A 15,885-nucleotide genomic window follows, 5' to 3' on the forward strand; every position below is an offset into this window, starting at 1 on the left:
CCCAAAACCCATTCTCCGAAGCCGACTTGATTGTCCGTCAAGTCGGCTTCGATGCTTTCCGGACGAATTTCCGGATGTGCGGCCCGGTCATCTTGACATGGCAGTTACAGCCATGTGAAGAGGTATATGCCGAAGATCGGGGAGGTGCATGCACGCAGATCACAGTTGGGCATCTGTCGGTTGTCAGGGCTGGCGCAAGCCAGTTCGGATGGCAGAGAGTTCTGCGCAACGCACCGCGCGTGCTGGAACCCCACAAAGGTGAGCGCGCACGCCGACAAGCCCGTCCACGCGACGCCCATCCCGCGTGGTGGCAGTGCCTGTGCACGACGCACTGCCGTCAACACCCGCTCCTCCTAAGCACCTCCGCACGTCCGCAGCCGCACCGCCGAAGACGGCGACCGGCACCCGTGGGCCGGCCACCGTCGGCGAGGGGACCAACTGACCATGACATCCGTGACCACCGCCGGGAACGAGCCGGAGGCAGCAGCCGCCGCCGGACCGGCCAAGAAGATCGAGGGCCGCTCCCTCGGCCAGATCGCCTGGACCCGCTTCAAGCGGGACAAGGCCGCCGTCGCCGGCGGCGTCGTGGTGATCCTGCTGATCATGCTCGCCGTGCTGGCCAAGCCGATCGAGTCGATGTTCGGGCTCGACCCGGACGCCCTCCACCAGGACCTGCTGGACGCCGACCTCGGCGGTCTGCCGTTCGGCGACTGGGGCGGCATGAGCCTCGAACACCCGCTCGGCATCGACCCGCTGCAGGGCCGTGACCTGCTCACCCGCGTCATCGAGGGCTCCTGGGTCTCCCTGCTGGTCGCCTTCGGCGCGACCCTGCTGTCCAACACCATCGGCACCGTGCTCGGCATCATGGCCGGCTACTACGGCGGCTGGGTGGACACCGTGATCAGCCGGGTGATGGACGTCTTCCTGGCCTTCCCGCTGCTGCTCTTCGCCATCGCGATCTCGACCTCGCTCCAGGGCGGAGCCTTCGGCCTGCACGGCCTGCCGCTGCACATGCTGGTGCTGATCTTCGTGATCGGCTTCTTCAACTGGCCCTACATGGGCCGGATCGTGCGCGGCCAGACGCTCTCGCTGCGCGAGCGGGAGTTCGTCCACGCGGCCCGCAGCCTCGGCGCCCGCGGCCCGTTCATCCTGTTCAAGGAGCTGCTGCCCAACCTGGTCGGTCCGATCCTGGTCTACTCGACCCTGCTGATCCCGACCAACATCCTCTTCGAGGCGGGGCTGAGCTTCCTCGGCGTCGGCATCCAGCCGCCGCAGGCCTCCTGGGGCGGGATGCTCCAGGACGCGATCCGGTACTACCAGGTGGACCCCCAGTACATGGTGGTCCCCGGTCTGGCGATCTTCGTCACCGTGCTCGCCTTCAACCTGCTCGGCGACGGTCTTCGCGACGCCCTCGATCCCAAGAGCAACTGATCCCGCCGCACATGACCACGCATCATGTGATGCGCCGTCAAGGCTCTCCTTCACCGCCTCCCATCCCCAAGGGGTTGATCTCACCCATGCGTAGGTCCCGTACCGTCGCCCTGACCGCGGCCGCAGCCGCCGCCGTCCTGGTCGTGACCGGTTGCACCAGCTCGTCGAAGGACACCGGTTCCGCCTCGTCCTCCGGCACCGGAGGCGGCTCCGGCGCCAACGCCGCCACCAAGGGCATCGTCAACGCCTCGGACAAGAAGGGCGGGACGGTCACCTACGAGATGAAGGGCACCCCGGACTCGCTCGACCCGGGCAACACGTACTACGCGTACATCTACAACTTCTCGCGCCTGTACGCCCGCTCGCTGACCACCTTCAACCCGGCGCCGGGCGACGAGGGCAACAAGCTCGTCCCCGACCTCGCCGAGTCGATGGGCCAGGTCAGCGCGGACGGCCTGACCTGGACGTACAAGCTGCGCAAGGGCCTGAAGTACGACGACGGCACCCCGATCTCCTCGAAGGACGTCAAGTACGCCGTCGAGCGCTCGAACTACGCGCTGGACGTGAACTCCAACGGCCCGGTCTACTTCCGCGAGCACCTGGTGGACAACGCCACGCCGTACGCCGGCCCGTACAAGGACAAGGAGGGCGGCCTCGACTCGATCGAGACGCCCGACGACACCACGATCGTCTTCCACCTGAAGCAGCCCTTCGCCGACTTCGACTACCTGGTCAGCGCCCCGCAGACCGCGCCGGTCCCGCAGGCCAAGGACACCGGCTCGGAGTACGTGAAGAAGATCGTCTCCTCGGGCTCCTACAAGTTCGAGTCCTACGAGGACGGCAAGCAGGCCGTCCTGGTCCCGAACACCAACTGGGACGCGAGCACCGACCCGATCCGCAAGCAGCTTGCGGACAAGATCGTGCTCCGGATGAACATCGACCAGTCCACCATCGACAAGGACCTGCTGGCCGGCAACGCCCAGGTCGACCTGGTGGGCGGCGGCGTCGACCCGCAGACCCAGGCGCAGATCCTCCAGAACCAGAAGCTGAAGGCCAGCACCGACAACGCCTACGGCGGCCGCCTGGTCTACATGGCGATCAACTCCAAGCTCGCGCCGTTCGACAACATCGAGTGCCGCAAGGCCGTGCAGTACGCGGTCGACAAGGTCTCGGTGCAGACCGCCCTCGGCGGCCCGATCCGCGGCCAGATCGCCAACACGGTGCTCCCGCCGGACATCCCGGGCCACCAGGACTTCAACACGTACGAGACCAAGGACAACAAGGGCGACGAGGCCAAGGCCAAGGAGGCCCTGAAGGCCTGCGGCAAGGAGGGCGGCATCAACACCGTCCTCTCCGCCCGCACCGAGCGCGCCACCGAGGTCGCCGCGGCCACCTCGATCCAGGCCGCGCTGAAGAAGGTCGGCATCAACGCCGAGATCCAGCAGTACCCGCAGGGCAAGTACCTCCAGGACAGCGCCGGCTCCCCGCAGTTCGCGGCCGAGCACAACATCGGCCTGATGATGATGCAGTGGGGCGCCGACTGGCCGACCGGCTACGGCTTCCTCCAGCAGATCGTCGACGGCCGCACCATCAAGCCGTCCGGCAACAACAACCTGGCCCAGCTGGACAACCCCGCGGTCAACAAGCTGCTCGACGACGCCGCGATCAACCCCGACAAGACGGCCCGCGAGAAGATCTACGGCGACGTCGACAAGAAGGTCATGGACCAGGCGGTCTACGTCCCGCTGACCTACTTCAAGGTCTTCCTGTACCGCCCGGACAACGCCACCAACGTGGTCTCCACCTCGGCGTTCTCGGGCGAGTACGACTACCTGAACATCGGCGTCAAGTAAGAGCCTGGCTCCGCATCCCTGAAGGCAGGTGAAGGCAGCGGCGCCCGCCGCCGTCCGGAAGATCCCGGACGGCGGCGGCCGCCGGAGCCGCCCAACTGTGTTTGCCTACATCATCCGCAGGATCTTCGCGGCGGCGATTTTGCTGCTGGTCGTCAGCGCGGTCACCTTCGCGATCTTCTTCCTGCTCCCGCGCCTCGCGGGCGAGACGGCCGACCAACTGGCCGCCCAGTACATCGGGAAGAACCCGTCGCCGGACGCGATCGCGGCGGTCAAGCAGAACCTCGGCCTCGACCAGCCGCTGTACACCCAGTACTGGAACTTCCTGAAGGGGCTGGTCAGCGGCGCCGAGTACCACTTCGGACCGGAACCGGCCACCTGTCACGTGCCCTGCTTCGGCTACTCCTTCAAGAACCACCTGGAGGTCTGGCCCGAGCTGACCAAGCGGATCCCGATCACCATCTCGCTCGCCGCCGGTGCGGCCGTGCTCTGGCTGGTCTCCGGCGTCGCCACCGGCGTCGTCTCCGCCCTGAAGCCGCGCTCGATCTTCGACCGGCTCTCCATGGGCGTCGCGCTCGCCGGCGTCTCGCTGCCGGTCTTCTTCACCGGCGCGCTGCTGCTCACGCTGTTCAGCTACGAGTGGCCGATCCTGGACAACCTGCACTACGTCGACTTCACCGACGACCCGCTGATGTGGGCCCGCAACCTGATCCTGCCGTGGATCTCGCTGGCCTTCCTCTACTCCGCGCTCTACGCCCGGCTCACCCGCGCCGGGATGCTGGAGACCATGAGCGAGGACTACATCCGCACCGCCCGGGCCAAGGGCCTGGTCGAGCGCAAGGTCGTCGCCCGGCACGGGCTGCGCGCCGCGCTCACCCCGATCGTCACGATCTTCGGCATGGACCTCGGGCTGCTGCTCGGCGGCGCGCTGATCACCGAGCAGGTCTTCTCGCTCCAGGGCGTCGGCCAGTTCGCCGTCCAGGCGATCTCCGACAACGACCTGCCCAAGATCCTCGGCGTCACCCTGCTCGCCGCCTTCTTCATCGTCGCCTGCAACCTCGTGGTCGACCTCCTGTACGCCCTCGTCGACCCCCGGGTGAGGCTCTCGTGACCGACCTCCAGAAGGACCCGGCGGCCGCTCCCGCCCCGGCCGGCGACCCCTTCCTCTCCGTGCGCGACCTGCGGATCCACTTCGACACCGACGACGGCCTGGTCCGCTCGGTGGACGGGGTCAGCTTCGACCTGCACAAGGGGCGCACCCTCGGCATCGTCGGCGAGTCCGGCTCCGGCAAGTCCGTCACCTCGCTCGGCATCATGGGCCTGCACCGCTCCAAGCGGGCCCGGATCAGCGGCGAGATCCGGCTGAACGGCGAGGACCTGATCGCGGCCGGCCCGGACCGGGTGCGCCAACTGCGCGGCCGCGAACTGGCGATGATCTTCCAGGACCCGCTGACCGCGATGCACCCCTACTACACGGTGGGGCAGCAGATCGTCGAGGCCTACCGGGTGCACCACCCCCAGGCCACCAAGAAGCAGGCCCGGACCCGCGCGGTCGAGATGCTCGACCGGGTCGGCATCCCGCAGCCGGACCGCCGGGTGGACGACTACCCGCACCAGTTCTCCGGCGGCATGCGCCAGCGCGCCATGATCGCCATGGCGCTGGTCAACGACCCCTCGCTGCTGATCGCCGACGAGCCCACCACCGCCCTGGACGTCACCGTCCAGGCGCAGATCCTGGACCTCATCCGCGACCTCCAGGAGGAGTTCGGCTCCGCGGTCATCATCATCACCCACGACCTCGGGGTGGTCGCCGAACTGGCCGACGACATCCTGGTCATGTACGGCGGCAAGTGCGTCGAGCGCGGCCCGGCCGAGACCCTCTTCGACGCGCCCGAACACCCGTACACCTGGGGCCTGCTGGGCTCGATGCCGCGACTGGACCGGGAACTCCAGGACCGGCTGGTGCCGGTCAAGGGCACCCCGCCCAGCCTGATCAACGTGCCGTCCGGCTGCGCCTTCCACCCGCGCTGCCCGTACGCCGCCCTGACCGACGGGCGCTCCACAAGCGAGGTCCCGGCACTGGCCGAGGCCGTGCCCGGGCACTTCGCGGCCTGCCACCTGGCGGCCGGCGAGCGGCACCGCATCTTCGCCGAAGAGATCGCGCCCCGGCTGTGAGCCCGGCCTCGTACCACCTTTCTGGAGAGAACCGATGACGGACACTCAGGCGGTTCCGACCCCGCGGTCGGCACCCGCCCCCGGCCGTGAGCCGCTGCTGAAGGTGGCCGGCCTGACCCGGCACTTCCCGATCCGCGGCGGGCTGCTGCGGCGCCAGACCGGCGCGGTGCGGGCCGTCGACGGCATCGACTTCACCGTCAACGCCGGCGAGACGCTGGGCGTCGTGGGCGAGTCCGGCTGCGGCAAGTCGACCATGGGCCGACTGGTCACCCGGCTCGACGAACCGACCGGCGGGACCATCGAGTTCGAGGGCACCGACATCAGCCACCTGAGCGTCGGGGCGATGCGGCCGCTGCGCCGCGACATCCAGATGATCTTCCAGGACCCGTACTCCTCGCTGAACCCCCGGCACACCGTCGGCACCATCGTCGGCGCGCCGTTCCGGCTCCAGAACGCGGTGCCCGAGGGCGGCCTCAAGAAGGCCGTCCAGGAGCTGCTGGAGCTGTGCGGGCTCAGCCCCGAGCACTACAACCGCTACCCGCACGAGTTCTCCGGCGGCCAGCGCCAGCGCATCGGCATCGCCCGGGCGCTCGCGCTGAAGCCGAAGATGATCATCGCGGACGAGCCGGTCTCCGCGCTGGACGTGTCGATCCAGGCGCAGGTGGTCAACCTGCTGGACGACCTCCAGCAGGAGCTCGGGCTGACCTACCTGATCATCGCGCACGACCTCTCGGTGGTCCGGCACGTCTCGGACCGGGTCGCGGTGATGTACCTCGGCAAGATCGTGGAGATCGCCGACCGGGACTCGCTCTACCGCAGCCCGATGCACCCGTACACCAACGCGCTGATGTCCGCCGTGCCCGTCCCGGACCCGCGCCGCCGCCAGCGCGCGGGCCGCGACCGGATCCTGCTCAAGGGCGACGTCCCCTCGCCGATCAACCCGCCCAGCGGCTGCCGCTTCCGCACCCGGTGCTGGAAGGCGCAGGACGTGTGCGCGAGCCAGGAGCCGCCGCTGGCGGTGCTCGAGACCGGGCACCAGGTGGCGTGCCACTTCCCCGAGAACGCTCCGGGGAACGCTCCGGCGGATGCCACGGCCTGAGGTCCCCGCACGGACGCGAGAGGCCGCCCGCCCCGGACCCCCGGGGCGGGCGGCCTCTTCGGCGTCCGCGTCCCAGGCGTCCCGGGCGCCTCAGACGCCCGCGGCCGGCACCGCTTCGGGCCTCGGCGCCGGTTCGCGCGGGCCCGGGGCGGGGGCCGGGAAGCGGCGGTCCAGCGCCCGGACCACCCGGCGGCCGAGGCGCTGGAACGGGATCTCGACCAGCCGGTACGACAGGTAGGAGAGCACCACGAGCGCCCCCAGGTAGCCGAGGGTGAGCGCGGCCTGCCCCGTCGGCCCGACGATCGGCGGGTAGCCCTGGAGCCTCCAGCCGACGAAGTACATCAGCGGCCCGTGCAGCAGGTAGACCGAGAAGCTGATCGTGCCGAGCCCGCTCAGCCAGCGCGGGAAGCGGCGCCGGCGCAGCAGCATGGCCGCCGCGAACAGGGCCCAGGCGGCCAGGTAGGCGAGGGAGAAGGACTGCCACGAAGGGGTCCAGGTGTGCCAGAGCGCGGTGTCCCGGTTGTACAGGTAGCCGACCGTGACGCCGGCGACGACCACGAAGGCGCAGCAGAGCAGGGCCGGGAGCCGGTCGAGCAGGCCGTGCTCCAGCCGGTACAGCACGGTGCCGGCGAACATCGTCGCGAAGATCAGCATGGTCTCGAAGCCGGTGCTCCGGTTGTTCACCGTGATCAGGACCAGGCCCAGGCCGCCGAGCAGCAGCGCGCCCCAACGGGTCAGGTCCGGACGGGCGGTGGCGATGCACGCCATCGCCATCAGCACCACGATCCCGGCCACCGCCACCAGGTGCCTGGTGGCCGGCAGGTCCACCGAGATCCCGCCGATCGGCAGCCAGGTGCCGAGCACCAGGGCGACGGACGCGAAGCCGACCGCGATCGGCGCGCTGTTCCGGTGCCACCCCCGCACGAACAGCGCGCACACGAAGTAGTAGAAGACCATCTCGTAGGTGAGCGACCACATCACGCCGATGGCGCTGGGCACCCCCACCAGGTCCTGGAGCAGCAGGCCGTTGGCGGCGAGCGACAGCACCGGGTGGTCGAAGGGGAAGCTCTGGACGATCTGGCCGCCGCGGGGCAGCACCAGCAGGCTCACCACGATCGTGACGGCCACCGCGGGGTAGATGCGGAAGAGCCGTCCGGTCCAGAACGCCCGGACGTCGCCGCGCCGTTCCAGTGACGCCGGGATGATGTACCCGCTGACCAGGAAGAACAGCATCACGCCGAAGAAGCCGAGGTCCAGCTGGCGCGGCACCCGGTCCGCGTGGGGGATCTTGCCGAGCAGTCCGAAGTGGTGCATGGCGACGGCGAGGGCGGCGACGCCGCGCAGCGCGTCGAGCCAGCCGAGCCTGGCGGAGGCGGGCGGTTCCGGCGGCGACTTCGACGGCTCCGGCGGTGACGCCGGGGCCGACCTGGGCTTCACGAGCTTCACAGGCGGAGGCTAGCCGAGCAGGTCCGGCCGGACGGCGCGCAAGCCGTCCGGCACCCTTCCGGCGGTGCGTTCGCATCCGGAGAACGGACGTTCACCGGCACATCCGTGCACATCGGGTACACATGGACGGTGACATCCCAGCTCTTCCCGACCGACGTCCAGCAGTCGCTGGACCTCGTCGGCATCTTCGTCTTCGCCCTCTCCGGGGGCCTGCTCGCCGTCCGCAAGAACATGGACATCTTCGGCATCTGTGTGCTGGCGGAGGTCACCGCCCTCGGCGGCGGCGTGATGCGCGACCTGGTGATCGGCGCGACCCCGGTCGCCGCGTTCACCAACCTCGGCTACTTCGTGACCCCGCTGGGCGCCGCCCTGGTGGTGTTCTTCCTGCACCCGGAGGTCGAGCGGATCAACCGGGCGGTGCAGACCCTGGACGCCCTCGGGCTCGGGCTGTTCTGCGTGACCGGCACCGCCAAGGCCCACGACTTCGGGCTCGGCGCCGTCGCCGCGATCGCGCTCGGCATGGTGACCGCGGCCGGCGGCGGCGTGATCCGCGACATACTCGCCGGGGAGATCCCCTCGCTGCTGCGCTGGGACCGGGAGATCTACGCCGTCCCCGCCCTGGTCGGCGCCACCGTCGTCGCCCTGCTGATCGCCACCGACCGGCTCACCGGCGTGACCGGCACCGCCGCCGCGCTCACCGCCTTCGGGCTGCGGATGCTCGCCCTGAAGTACGGCTGGCGTGCCCCGCGGGCCTGGCACCGCAACGGTTCTCGCACCAGCGAGGAGTAGGCGAGCCGCCGTACGCGAGCGAGATCGCCTCGGCCGTGCAGAGCAGTTCCGGCACCATCCTGGCCAGTTCGGCCGGCGGAACCTCGCTCGCCGGGGCGCTCAGCGCGCAGGCCGCGACCGTCCGCCCGCCGCTGCCCGCGACCGGCGCGGCCACGCAGGTCACCGGCTCCCGGTGCTCGCGCGACTCGGCCGCCCAGCCCCGGCGGCGCACCGCCGCCAGCTCGGGCTCCGCGCGGGCGTCGTCCGCGGACAGCCCGGCGAGCAGCACCCGGCCGACCGCCGTCCCGTCGACCGGGGCCCGGCGCCCGATCCGGGACGGCTCCGCGCCCGGCGGCCCGGCCACCTCGTCCAGGTAGAGCACCTCGCCGTCGTGCAGCACGGCGAGCCGGACGGTGTAGCCGCAGCGGGCGTTGAGCGCGGCCAGGTACGGCGCGGCGACCTGCCGGACGTCGAAGTCCTCCAGCGCGCGGTGGGCCAGCGAGAGCACCCGGCCGCCGATCCGGTAGCGCAGGTCCGGCTGGCGGCGGGCGAAGCCGTGCTCCTCCAGGGTGCGCAGCAGCCGCAGGGCGGTGGACTTGTGCACCCCGAGGCTGCTGGCGGCCTGCTCCAGCGAGAGCGGTGCGTCGCCGAGCGCGTCGAGCAGGGTCAGCGCGCGGTCGACCGACTGCGACATGGCGTTCCCCGTGGATCCGGCTGACTGGTGGCGTCAGGCTAACCGCTGGGTGGCTCAGTGGTACAAACCAGTACCGGACGCGGCCGTCCGGCCGTGGTGCGTCCGGCCCGTGCGGGCGGTGGCTGGATCGGTGCCCCGGGCCGGAACCCCGCCCCGTGCGGCGCTCTACAATCGGATGGTTATGCCATACCTGGACCATGCGGCGACCACGCCGATGCTGCCCGAGGCGATCGCCGCGATGACGGCGCACCTGGGGGTGGTCGGCAACGCCTCGGCCCTGCACGCGGCCGGCCGCCGGGCCCGCCGGGTGGTCGAGGAGTCCCGGGAGTCGCTGGCCGAGTCGCTGGGCGCCCGCCCCAGCGAGATCGTGCTCACCGGCGGCGGCACCGAGTCCGACAACCTCGCGGTCAAGGGCCTGTACTGGGCCCGCCGGGACGCCGACCCGGCCCGCACCCGGGTGCTGTGCAGCCCGGTCGAGCACCACGCGGTGCTGGACGCGGTGCACTGGCTCTCCGAGCACGAGGGCGCCGCCGTCGAGTACCTGCCGGTCGACGAGCACGGCCGGGTGCACCCCGAGGCACTGCGGTCCGCGATCGAACGCGACCCGGCGTCGGTGGCGCTGGTCACCGTGATGTGGGCCAACAACGAGGTCGGCACCGTCCAGCCGGTCCGCGAACTGACCGCCGTGGCGGCCGAGTACGGCATCCCCGTGCACGCCGACGCGGTGCAGGCGCTCGGTCAGGTCCCGGTCTCCTTCGCCGAATCCGGCCTCACCGCGCTCACCGTCACCGGACACAAGATCGGCGGCCCGTTCGGCATCGGCGCGCTGCTGCTCTCCCGGGGCGCCGCGCCCGTACCGCTGCTGCACGGCGGCGGGCAGGAGCGCGACGTGCGCTCCGGCACCCTGGACGCCCCCGGCGCGGCCGGCTTCGCGGCCGCCGCCGCGATCGCCGTCGAACGGCGGGCCGAGCACACCGTCACGCTGGGCGCGCTGCGGGACGAACTGGTGGCCTCGGTGCTGGACGCCGTCCCCGACGCGATCCTCAACGGCGACCCGTCCGCGGCCGGGCGGCTGCCCGCCAACGCGCACTTCTCCTTCCCCGGCTGCGAGGGCGACGCCCTGCTGATGCTGCTGGACGCCCAGGGCATCGAGTGCTCGACCGGCTCCGCCTGCTCCGCCGGGGTGCCGCAACCCAGCCACGTGCTGCTCGCGATGGGCGTCGACCCGCTGCTGGCGCGCGCGTCGCTGCGGTTCTCGCTCGGGCACACCTCGGTGCGGGAGGACGTGACGGCGCTGGCGGCGGCCATCGGGCCGGCGGTGCAGCGGGCGCGCAACGCCGGGCTGGCCTCCGTCCGGCGCTGATCCCGGCCGTGCGGCGCCGTTCCCGGCCGTCCGGCGCTGATCCCGTCTTCCGGGAACAGCCGGGCCACCCCGTACCCTTGTTGCCATCATGACTGACTTCCCGGGTGCCCCGACCACTCCGTCCACCGGCCGTCTGCGCGTGCTCGCGGCGATGTCCGGCGGAGTCGACTCCGCCGTCGCCGCCGCCCGCGCCGTCGAAGCCGGACACGAGGTGACCGGCGTCCACCTGGCGCTGTCCAGCAACCCGCAGTCCTTCCGGACCGGCGCGCGCGGCTGCTGCACCATCGAGGACTCCCGGGACGCCTGGCGGGCGGCCGACGTGATCGGCATCCCCTTCTACGTCTGGGACCTCGCCGAGCGCTTCCGCGAGGACGTCATCGACGACTTCGTCGCCGAGTACGCGGCCGGGCGCACGCCCAACCCGTGCCTGCGCTGCAACGAGAAGATCAAGTTCGCGGCGCTGCTGGACAAGGCCGTCGCCCTCGGCTTCGACGCCGTCTGCACCGGCCACTACGCCCGGATCGTCGACCTGCCCTCCGGCGCGCGCGAACTGCACCGGGCCGTCGACTCCGCCAAGGACCAGTCCTACGTCCTCGGCGTCCTCGACGCCGACCAGCTCGCCCACTCGCTCTTCCCGCTCGGTGACACCACCAAGGAGGAGATCCGGGCCGAGGCCGAGCGCCGCGGCCTGGCCGTCGCCAAGAAGCCCGACAGCCACGACATCTGCTTCATCGCCGACGGCGACACCCAGGGCTTCCTCGCCAAGCACCTCGGCACCGCGCCCGGCGACATCCTCGACGCCGACGGCACCAAGCTCGGCGAGCACGACGGCGCGTACGGCTTCACCATCGGCCAGCGCAAGGGCCTGCGGATCGGCCGCCCGGCCGCCGACGGCAAGCCGCGCTACGTCCTGGACATCTCCCCGGTGAACAACACCGTGACGGTCGGCCCGGTCGAGGGCCTCGACGTCACCGGGCTGACCGCCATCCGCCCCCGCTGGTGCGGCACCGAGCCCCTCGCCGACGGGCGCTACACCGCCCAGCTCCGCGCCCACGGCGAGGAGGTGCCGGTGAGCGCCTCGGTCGTCGACGGCGAACTGCGGGTGCGGCTGGACACCCCGGTGCGCGGCATCGCCCCCGGCCAGGCCGTGGTCCTCTACGACGGCACCCGCGTCGTCGGCTCCGCCACCATCGCCACCACCGAGCGCCCGGCCGTCACCGCCTGAGCGGCAGCGGCCGGCGGCCGGGCCTCCTGTCCACGCAGAGGCCCGGCTGGATCCCGGTGTCGGCAGGCCGACCGGCAGCGGGTGAGATGTCGGCCCGGTCGGCCATAGTGGACGGCATGACCTTCTACGAGCAGCACCGCGAGTTCATCGAGGAGCTGGAGCGGATCACCCCGGAAGGCGTCCGGATCGAATGGTCCGGAGACACGCTGATCATGCAGGCGTCGCCGTCCAACATCCATCAGCTCAACGTGGCCCAGGTGCGCAGGCAGTTCGAGCAGCACGCTCCTGACGGCTACCTTCCCAGCGAGCGGAGCGAGATCGTCAGCCCGGACGTCTCCAAGGGGCGTGAGCCGGACCTGACCTACCTCCCCCTCGACGTCCTCTCCCAGCCGGGTAACAAAGCCCCTGCCGCCGAAGCCCTGATCGCCGTGGAGATCGTCTCGCCGTCCAACCCGGGCAACGACTGGATGGACAAGCTGCACGACTACGCCGTGATGCGCATCCCGCTGTACCTGATCGTGGACCCGCGCCAGCAGACGGTGACGCTGTTCTCCGAGCCGAACCACGACCGCTACCACACCCGCAGCGACCGGAAGTTCGGCGACGCGATCACCATCCCGGAGCCCTTCGGCTTCAGCCTGAGCCTGTCGAAGCTCGTGCCGTACACCGAGTAATGGCGGTGAGCGGTGGGCAGGGGGCGTGATAGACCAGACGACACTATGAATATCTCTGTCTTCTGCTCCGCGTACTCGCTCGACGACCGCTACTCCGCCCCCGCCGCCGAGTTCGCCCGGCTCCTGGGGGAGGGCGGGCACACCCTGGTGTGGGGCGGCTCGAACGCCGGGCTGATGGGGCTGCTCGCCGACGAGGTGAAGGCGGCCGGCGGCCGACTGGTCGGCGTGATGGTCGAGATGCTCAGGCACAAGGCGTACGTCGGCGCCGACGAGCTGGTGTGGACCGCCGACCTCCCCGAGCGGAAGGCGGAGCTGGCGGCCCGGGCCGACGCGATCGTCGTCCTGGTGGGCGGGCTGGGCACCCTGGACGAGGTGACCGAGGTGCTGGAGCTCAAGAAGCACGGGATGTTCGACAAGCCGGTGGTCGTGCTGGACACCGAGGGCTTCTACTCCGGCCTGCGCACCCAGATGGAGCGGATGGACGCCGAGGGCTTCCTGCCGCGCCCGCTCGCCGAGCTGATCACCTTCGCGGACACCCCCGCCGAGGTCTTCGCCCAGCTCAAGGCCTGAGAGGATCGGGTCCATGGCTGCACATCTGATCACCGGCGCCGGCTCCGGCATCGGCGCCGTCCTCGCCGAGCGACTCGCCGAGCGCGGGGACGAGCTCTGGCTGCTCGCCCGCGACGCCCGCCGGGCCGCCGAGCTGCGCGAGCGCTTCCCCGGGGCCCGCACCCTCGTCGGGGACCTCGGCGACCCGGGCAAGCTCTCCTGGGCCTTCGGCCACCAGCAGCTGCCCGTCGAGCTCGACTCCCTCCTGCACGTCGCGGGCGTCGTCGAGCTCGGCCCGGTCGGCGACCTGACCCCCAAGGCCTGGCAGGAGACGCTCAACGTCAACCTCGTCGCCCCCGCCGAGCTGACCCGCCTCCTGCTGCCGTCGATCCGGCTGGTCAAGGGCCACGTACTCTTCGTGAACTCCGGCGCCGGCCTGAACGCCCACGCCGAGTGGTCGGCGTACGCGGCCAGCAAGCACGGCCTCAAGGCGCTCGCCGACGCGCTGCGCCACGAGGAGCACGCCAACGGCGTCCGGGTCACCTCCGTCTACCCCGGCCGCACCGCCACCGCGATGCAGGTCAAGGTGCACCAGCAGGAGGGCAAGGAGTACGACGCCGACCGCTGGATCGAGCCGGAGTCCGTCGCCAAGGCGGTCCTCGCCGCCCTCGACGCCTCCCGCGACGCGGAGATCACCGACATCACCGTCCGCCCGGGGCGCTGACGCGCCGCGCGGGACACCGGCAACGGCCGACGCCCCGCGCGCCCACCGGAGTTCGGGAAAAATCTCCTGGTACCGACCGAACAGCCCGTGGAAGGATGTCCGCGCCCTTCCCCGGGATGTCCGGCGGCGAGGGTTGCCTAGCGATCTGAGATCGCTGTGACCAGGGGGGATTCGTGTCCAGAGTCCGATCCGCGCTGACCGTCGGCGCGCTGCTCGTAGGGACGGTCGGTCTGCCGGCCGTCGGTGCGAGCAGCGCGGCCGCGGCAGGCGGCACGCTCTACGTCAACAACGCCGCGGGTGCGCACTGCACCGACAGCGGCAGCGGCGCCCAGTCGGCGCCGTTCTGCCACGTCGCGGCCGCCGCGGCGGTCGTCCAGCCGGGGCAGACCGTCGAGATCGCGGCCGGGTCCTACGTCGACACCGCGGTGACCGTGACCCGCTCCGGCACCGCCGACGCCCCGATCACCTTCCGCAGCCAGGCCCAGCAGTACTCGTCGGGCGGCGTCGCCTCGCTCAGCGGCGGGGCGCCGAACCACCCGGACAGCGCCATCGTGGTCAAGGGCGCCGACCACCTGCGCTTCGAGAACCTGACGGTGCTGAGCAACCAGCGTCCGGCCGTCGTGGTCGACGGCGGGCACGACGTCTCCTTCACGAACATCGCGGCCTCGGGCGGCGGCGTCCGGATCACCGACGCCTCCGACAAGGTCACCTGGGCCCGCGGCGACTTCAGCTACGCGCCCGGCCCGCTGCTCCAGGTCGACGGCGGCTCCACCGGGACCGTCCTGACCACCAACGTGGTCCAGGCCAACTACGTGCCCGACATGACCGGGATCCTGGTCAAGGACGCGCCGAACACCGTCGTGGTGGCCAACACCGTCACCTCGTCCTGCTTCGCCGGGATCGTGCTGGACGGCGGCTCCACCGGCGCGGTGGTCGAGAACAACGTGGTGAACACCGCGAAGAACCAGAACGCGGCCTGCGCCACCCCGGCCGCCGCCACCGGGATCACCGTCGGGGCGAACGCCACCGCGGGCACCAAGGTCGACTACAACCTGATCGACCCGCGCAGCGGCGGCGCGCCCTACAGCTGGGCCGGCGCCGCCTTCGGCACCCAGGACCAGCTCACCGCGAACAGCGGCCAGGGCGTGCACGACTTCGTCGCCCTGACCTACGTGCCGAAGGGCCCGGATGCCCCGGTCGACCACCGGATCGACTCGGCGGACGAGACCGTTCCGGGCATGCTGCCGACCGACCGCGGCGGCCAGGCCCCGGTGGACGACCCGACGGTCGCCAACACCGGTACGGGCAGCGGCTTCCGCGACCGCGGTGCCTACGAGATGCTCGACATCGGCAGCGCCTTCACCCCGGCCGGTCCGACCCGGCTGCTGGACACCCGTCAGCCGATCGGCGTGCCGACGGCGCAGGCCGTGGCGGCGGACGGCACCGTCGACCTCCAGGTGGCCGGTGTCGCGGGCGTTCCGGTGGAGGGCGTGACGGCCGTGACGATGAACGTGACGGTCACCGATCCGCAGGTCGACGGCTGGTTGACCGTCTACCCGCACGGTGCCGCGGTGCCGAACACCTCCAACCTCAACTGGCCAGCCGGGCGTACGGTTTCGAACCTGGTGACGGTGCCGGTGGTGGACGGCAAGGTGTCCTTCCACAACGCCTCCGGCGGCACGGTGCACCTGGTCGCCGACCTGGCGGGCTACTACGGCCCGAAGGGTTCGCTGTTCCATGCCCAGGGTCCGGCCCGGCTGCTGGACACCCGTCAGCCGATCGGCGTGCCGGCGGCGCAGGCCGTGGCGGCGGACGGCACCGTCGACCTCCAGGTGGCCGGTGTCGCGGGCGTTCCGGTGGAGGGCGTGACGGCCGTGACGATGAACG

Annotated in this window: 14 protein-coding genes; 12 read left to right on the forward strand and 2 right to left on the reverse strand. The window is 71.2% G+C overall.

Annotated elements, in window-relative coordinates; all coding sequences use genetic code 11:
* Nucleotides 1-444: 444 nt before the first annotated feature.
* The 5 genes from ACFVU7_RS07625 (at nucleotide 445) to ACFVU7_RS07645 (ending at nucleotide 6,555) form a co-directional block, all read left to right on the forward strand.
* Complete coding sequence (locus ACFVU7_RS07625) at nucleotides 445-1,431, forward strand: ABC transporter permease (RefSeq protein WP_049649099.1); 987 nt, start codon at nucleotides 445-447, stop codon at nucleotides 1,429-1,431.
* A gap of 86 nt (nucleotides 1,432-1,517) precedes the next feature.
* The gene (locus ACFVU7_RS07630; protein ID WP_074001488.1) at nucleotides 1,518-3,284 is read left to right on the forward strand and encodes an ABC transporter substrate-binding protein; all 1,767 of its coding nucleotides are present in this window, start codon (nucleotides 1,518-1,520) and stop codon (nucleotides 3,282-3,284) included.
* A gap of 97 nt (nucleotides 3,285-3,381) precedes the next feature.
* The gene (locus ACFVU7_RS07635; RefSeq protein ID WP_049649101.1) at nucleotides 3,382-4,392 is read left to right on the forward strand and encodes an ABC transporter permease; all 1,011 of its coding nucleotides are present in this window, start codon (nucleotides 3,382-3,384) and stop codon (nucleotides 4,390-4,392) included.
* On the forward strand, nucleotides 4,389-5,456 hold the full coding sequence (locus tag ACFVU7_RS07640) for an ABC transporter ATP-binding protein (RefSeq protein ID WP_049649102.1): 1,068 nt from the start codon (nucleotides 4,389-4,391) through the stop codon (nucleotides 5,454-5,456). Before ACFVU7_RS07635 ends, ACFVU7_RS07640 begins: the two co-directional genes overlap by 4 nt.
* A gap of 34 nt (nucleotides 5,457-5,490) precedes the next feature.
* Nucleotides 5,491-6,555, forward strand: coding sequence for an ABC transporter ATP-binding protein (locus tag ACFVU7_RS07645; RefSeq protein ID WP_388044624.1), 1,065 nt, complete (start codon nucleotides 5,491-5,493; stop codon nucleotides 6,553-6,555).
* Nucleotides 6,556-6,645: 90 nt separating this feature from the next.
* Here ACFVU7_RS07645 and ACFVU7_RS07650 read toward each other — a convergent pair whose 3' ends face one another.
* Nucleotides 6,646-8,001 carry an acyltransferase family protein gene (locus tag ACFVU7_RS07650; protein WP_388044625.1) on the reverse strand — a complete coding sequence of 452 codons (1,356 nt, stop codon included), beginning with the start codon at nucleotides 7,999-8,001 and terminating at the stop codon, nucleotides 6,646-6,648.
* Nucleotides 8,002-8,130: 129 nt separating this feature from the next.
* On the opposite strand from ACFVU7_RS07650, the gene ACFVU7_RS07655 reads away from it, so the two are divergent.
* Complete coding sequence (locus ACFVU7_RS07655; protein WP_049660599.1) at nucleotides 8,131-8,790, forward strand: trimeric intracellular cation channel family protein; 660 nt, start codon at nucleotides 8,131-8,133, stop codon at nucleotides 8,788-8,790.
* On the opposite strand, the gene ACFVU7_RS07660 is transcribed toward ACFVU7_RS07655, so the two are convergent.
* Nucleotides 8,696-9,463 carry an IclR family transcriptional regulator gene (locus tag ACFVU7_RS07660; RefSeq protein WP_074001489.1) on the reverse strand — a complete coding sequence of 256 codons (768 nt, stop codon included), beginning with the start codon at nucleotides 9,461-9,463 and terminating at the stop codon, nucleotides 8,696-8,698. The genes ACFVU7_RS07655 and ACFVU7_RS07660 overlap by 95 nt on opposite strands.
* 181 nt (nucleotides 9,464-9,644) lie before the next feature.
* Between ACFVU7_RS07660 and ACFVU7_RS07665 the strand changes: the two genes are divergently transcribed.
* The 6 genes from ACFVU7_RS07665 to ACFVU7_RS07690 all read left to right on the forward strand — a co-directional run.
* Nucleotides 9,645-10,826 (forward strand): cysteine desulfurase family protein, encoded by a 1,182-nt coding sequence (locus ACFVU7_RS07665; protein ID WP_074001490.1) that lies wholly within the window; start codon nucleotides 9,645-9,647, stop codon nucleotides 10,824-10,826.
* Between the two features lie 88 nt (nucleotides 10,827-10,914).
* Nucleotides 10,915-12,051, forward strand: a complete 1,137-nt coding sequence (gene mnmA, locus ACFVU7_RS07670; RefSeq protein ID WP_049658857.1) for a tRNA 2-thiouridine(34) synthase MnmA — start codon at nucleotides 10,915-10,917, stop codon at nucleotides 12,049-12,051.
* Between the two features lie 116 nt (nucleotides 12,052-12,167).
* Nucleotides 12,168-12,725, forward strand: coding sequence for a Uma2 family endonuclease (locus ACFVU7_RS07675; RefSeq protein WP_049658858.1), 558 nt, complete (start codon nucleotides 12,168-12,170; stop codon nucleotides 12,723-12,725).
* 45 nt (nucleotides 12,726-12,770) lie between these two features.
* Entirely contained in the window at nucleotides 12,771-13,295 is a 525-nt protein-coding gene (locus ACFVU7_RS07680; protein WP_074001491.1) for a TIGR00730 family Rossman fold protein, read from the forward strand.
* A 13-nt stretch (nucleotides 13,296-13,308) separates the two neighbouring features.
* Nucleotides 13,309-13,998, forward strand: coding sequence for an SDR family oxidoreductase (locus ACFVU7_RS07685; RefSeq protein ID WP_049658860.1), 690 nt, complete (start codon nucleotides 13,309-13,311; stop codon nucleotides 13,996-13,998).
* Between the two features lie 173 nt (nucleotides 13,999-14,171).
* A partial coding sequence (locus ACFVU7_RS07690; protein ID WP_388044626.1) for a right-handed parallel beta-helix repeat-containing protein occupies nucleotides 14,172-15,885 on the forward strand: 1,714 nt, incomplete at its 3' end.

It is taken from the genome of Kitasatospora sp. NPDC058046 (genome assembly GCF_042885595.1).
Classification (GTDB): Bacteria; Actinomycetota; Actinomycetes; order Streptomycetales; family Streptomycetaceae; genus Kitasatospora.

Coding starts and splice junctions, on each gene's coding strand:
- ACFVU7_RS07625 (WP_049649099.1), top strand. CDS start 445: ATGACATCCGTGACCACCGCCGGGAACGAGCCGGAGGCAGCAGCCGCC.
- ACFVU7_RS07630 (WP_074001488.1), top strand. CDS start 1,518: ATGCGTAGGTCCCGTACCGTCGCCCTGACCGCGGCCGCAGCCGCCGCC.
- ACFVU7_RS07645 (WP_388044624.1), top strand. CDS start 5,491: ATGACGGACACTCAGGCGGTTCCGACCCCGCGGTCGGCACCCGCCCCC.
- ACFVU7_RS07660 (WP_074001489.1), bottom strand. CDS start 9,463: ATGTCGCAGTCGGTCGACCGCGCGCTGACCCTGCTCGACGCGCTCGGC.
- ACFVU7_RS07665 (WP_074001490.1), top strand. CDS start 9,645: ATGCCATACCTGGACCATGCGGCGACCACGCCGATGCTGCCCGAGGCG.
- mnmA (WP_049658857.1), top strand. CDS start 10,915: ATGACTGACTTCCCGGGTGCCCCGACCACTCCGTCCACCGGCCGTCTG.
- ACFVU7_RS07675 (WP_049658858.1), top strand. CDS start 12,168: ATGACCTTCTACGAGCAGCACCGCGAGTTCATCGAGGAGCTGGAGCGG.
- ACFVU7_RS07680 (WP_074001491.1), top strand. CDS start 12,771: ATGAATATCTCTGTCTTCTGCTCCGCGTACTCGCTCGACGACCGCTAC.
- ACFVU7_RS07685 (WP_049658860.1), top strand. CDS start 13,309: ATGGCTGCACATCTGATCACCGGCGCCGGCTCCGGCATCGGCGCCGTC.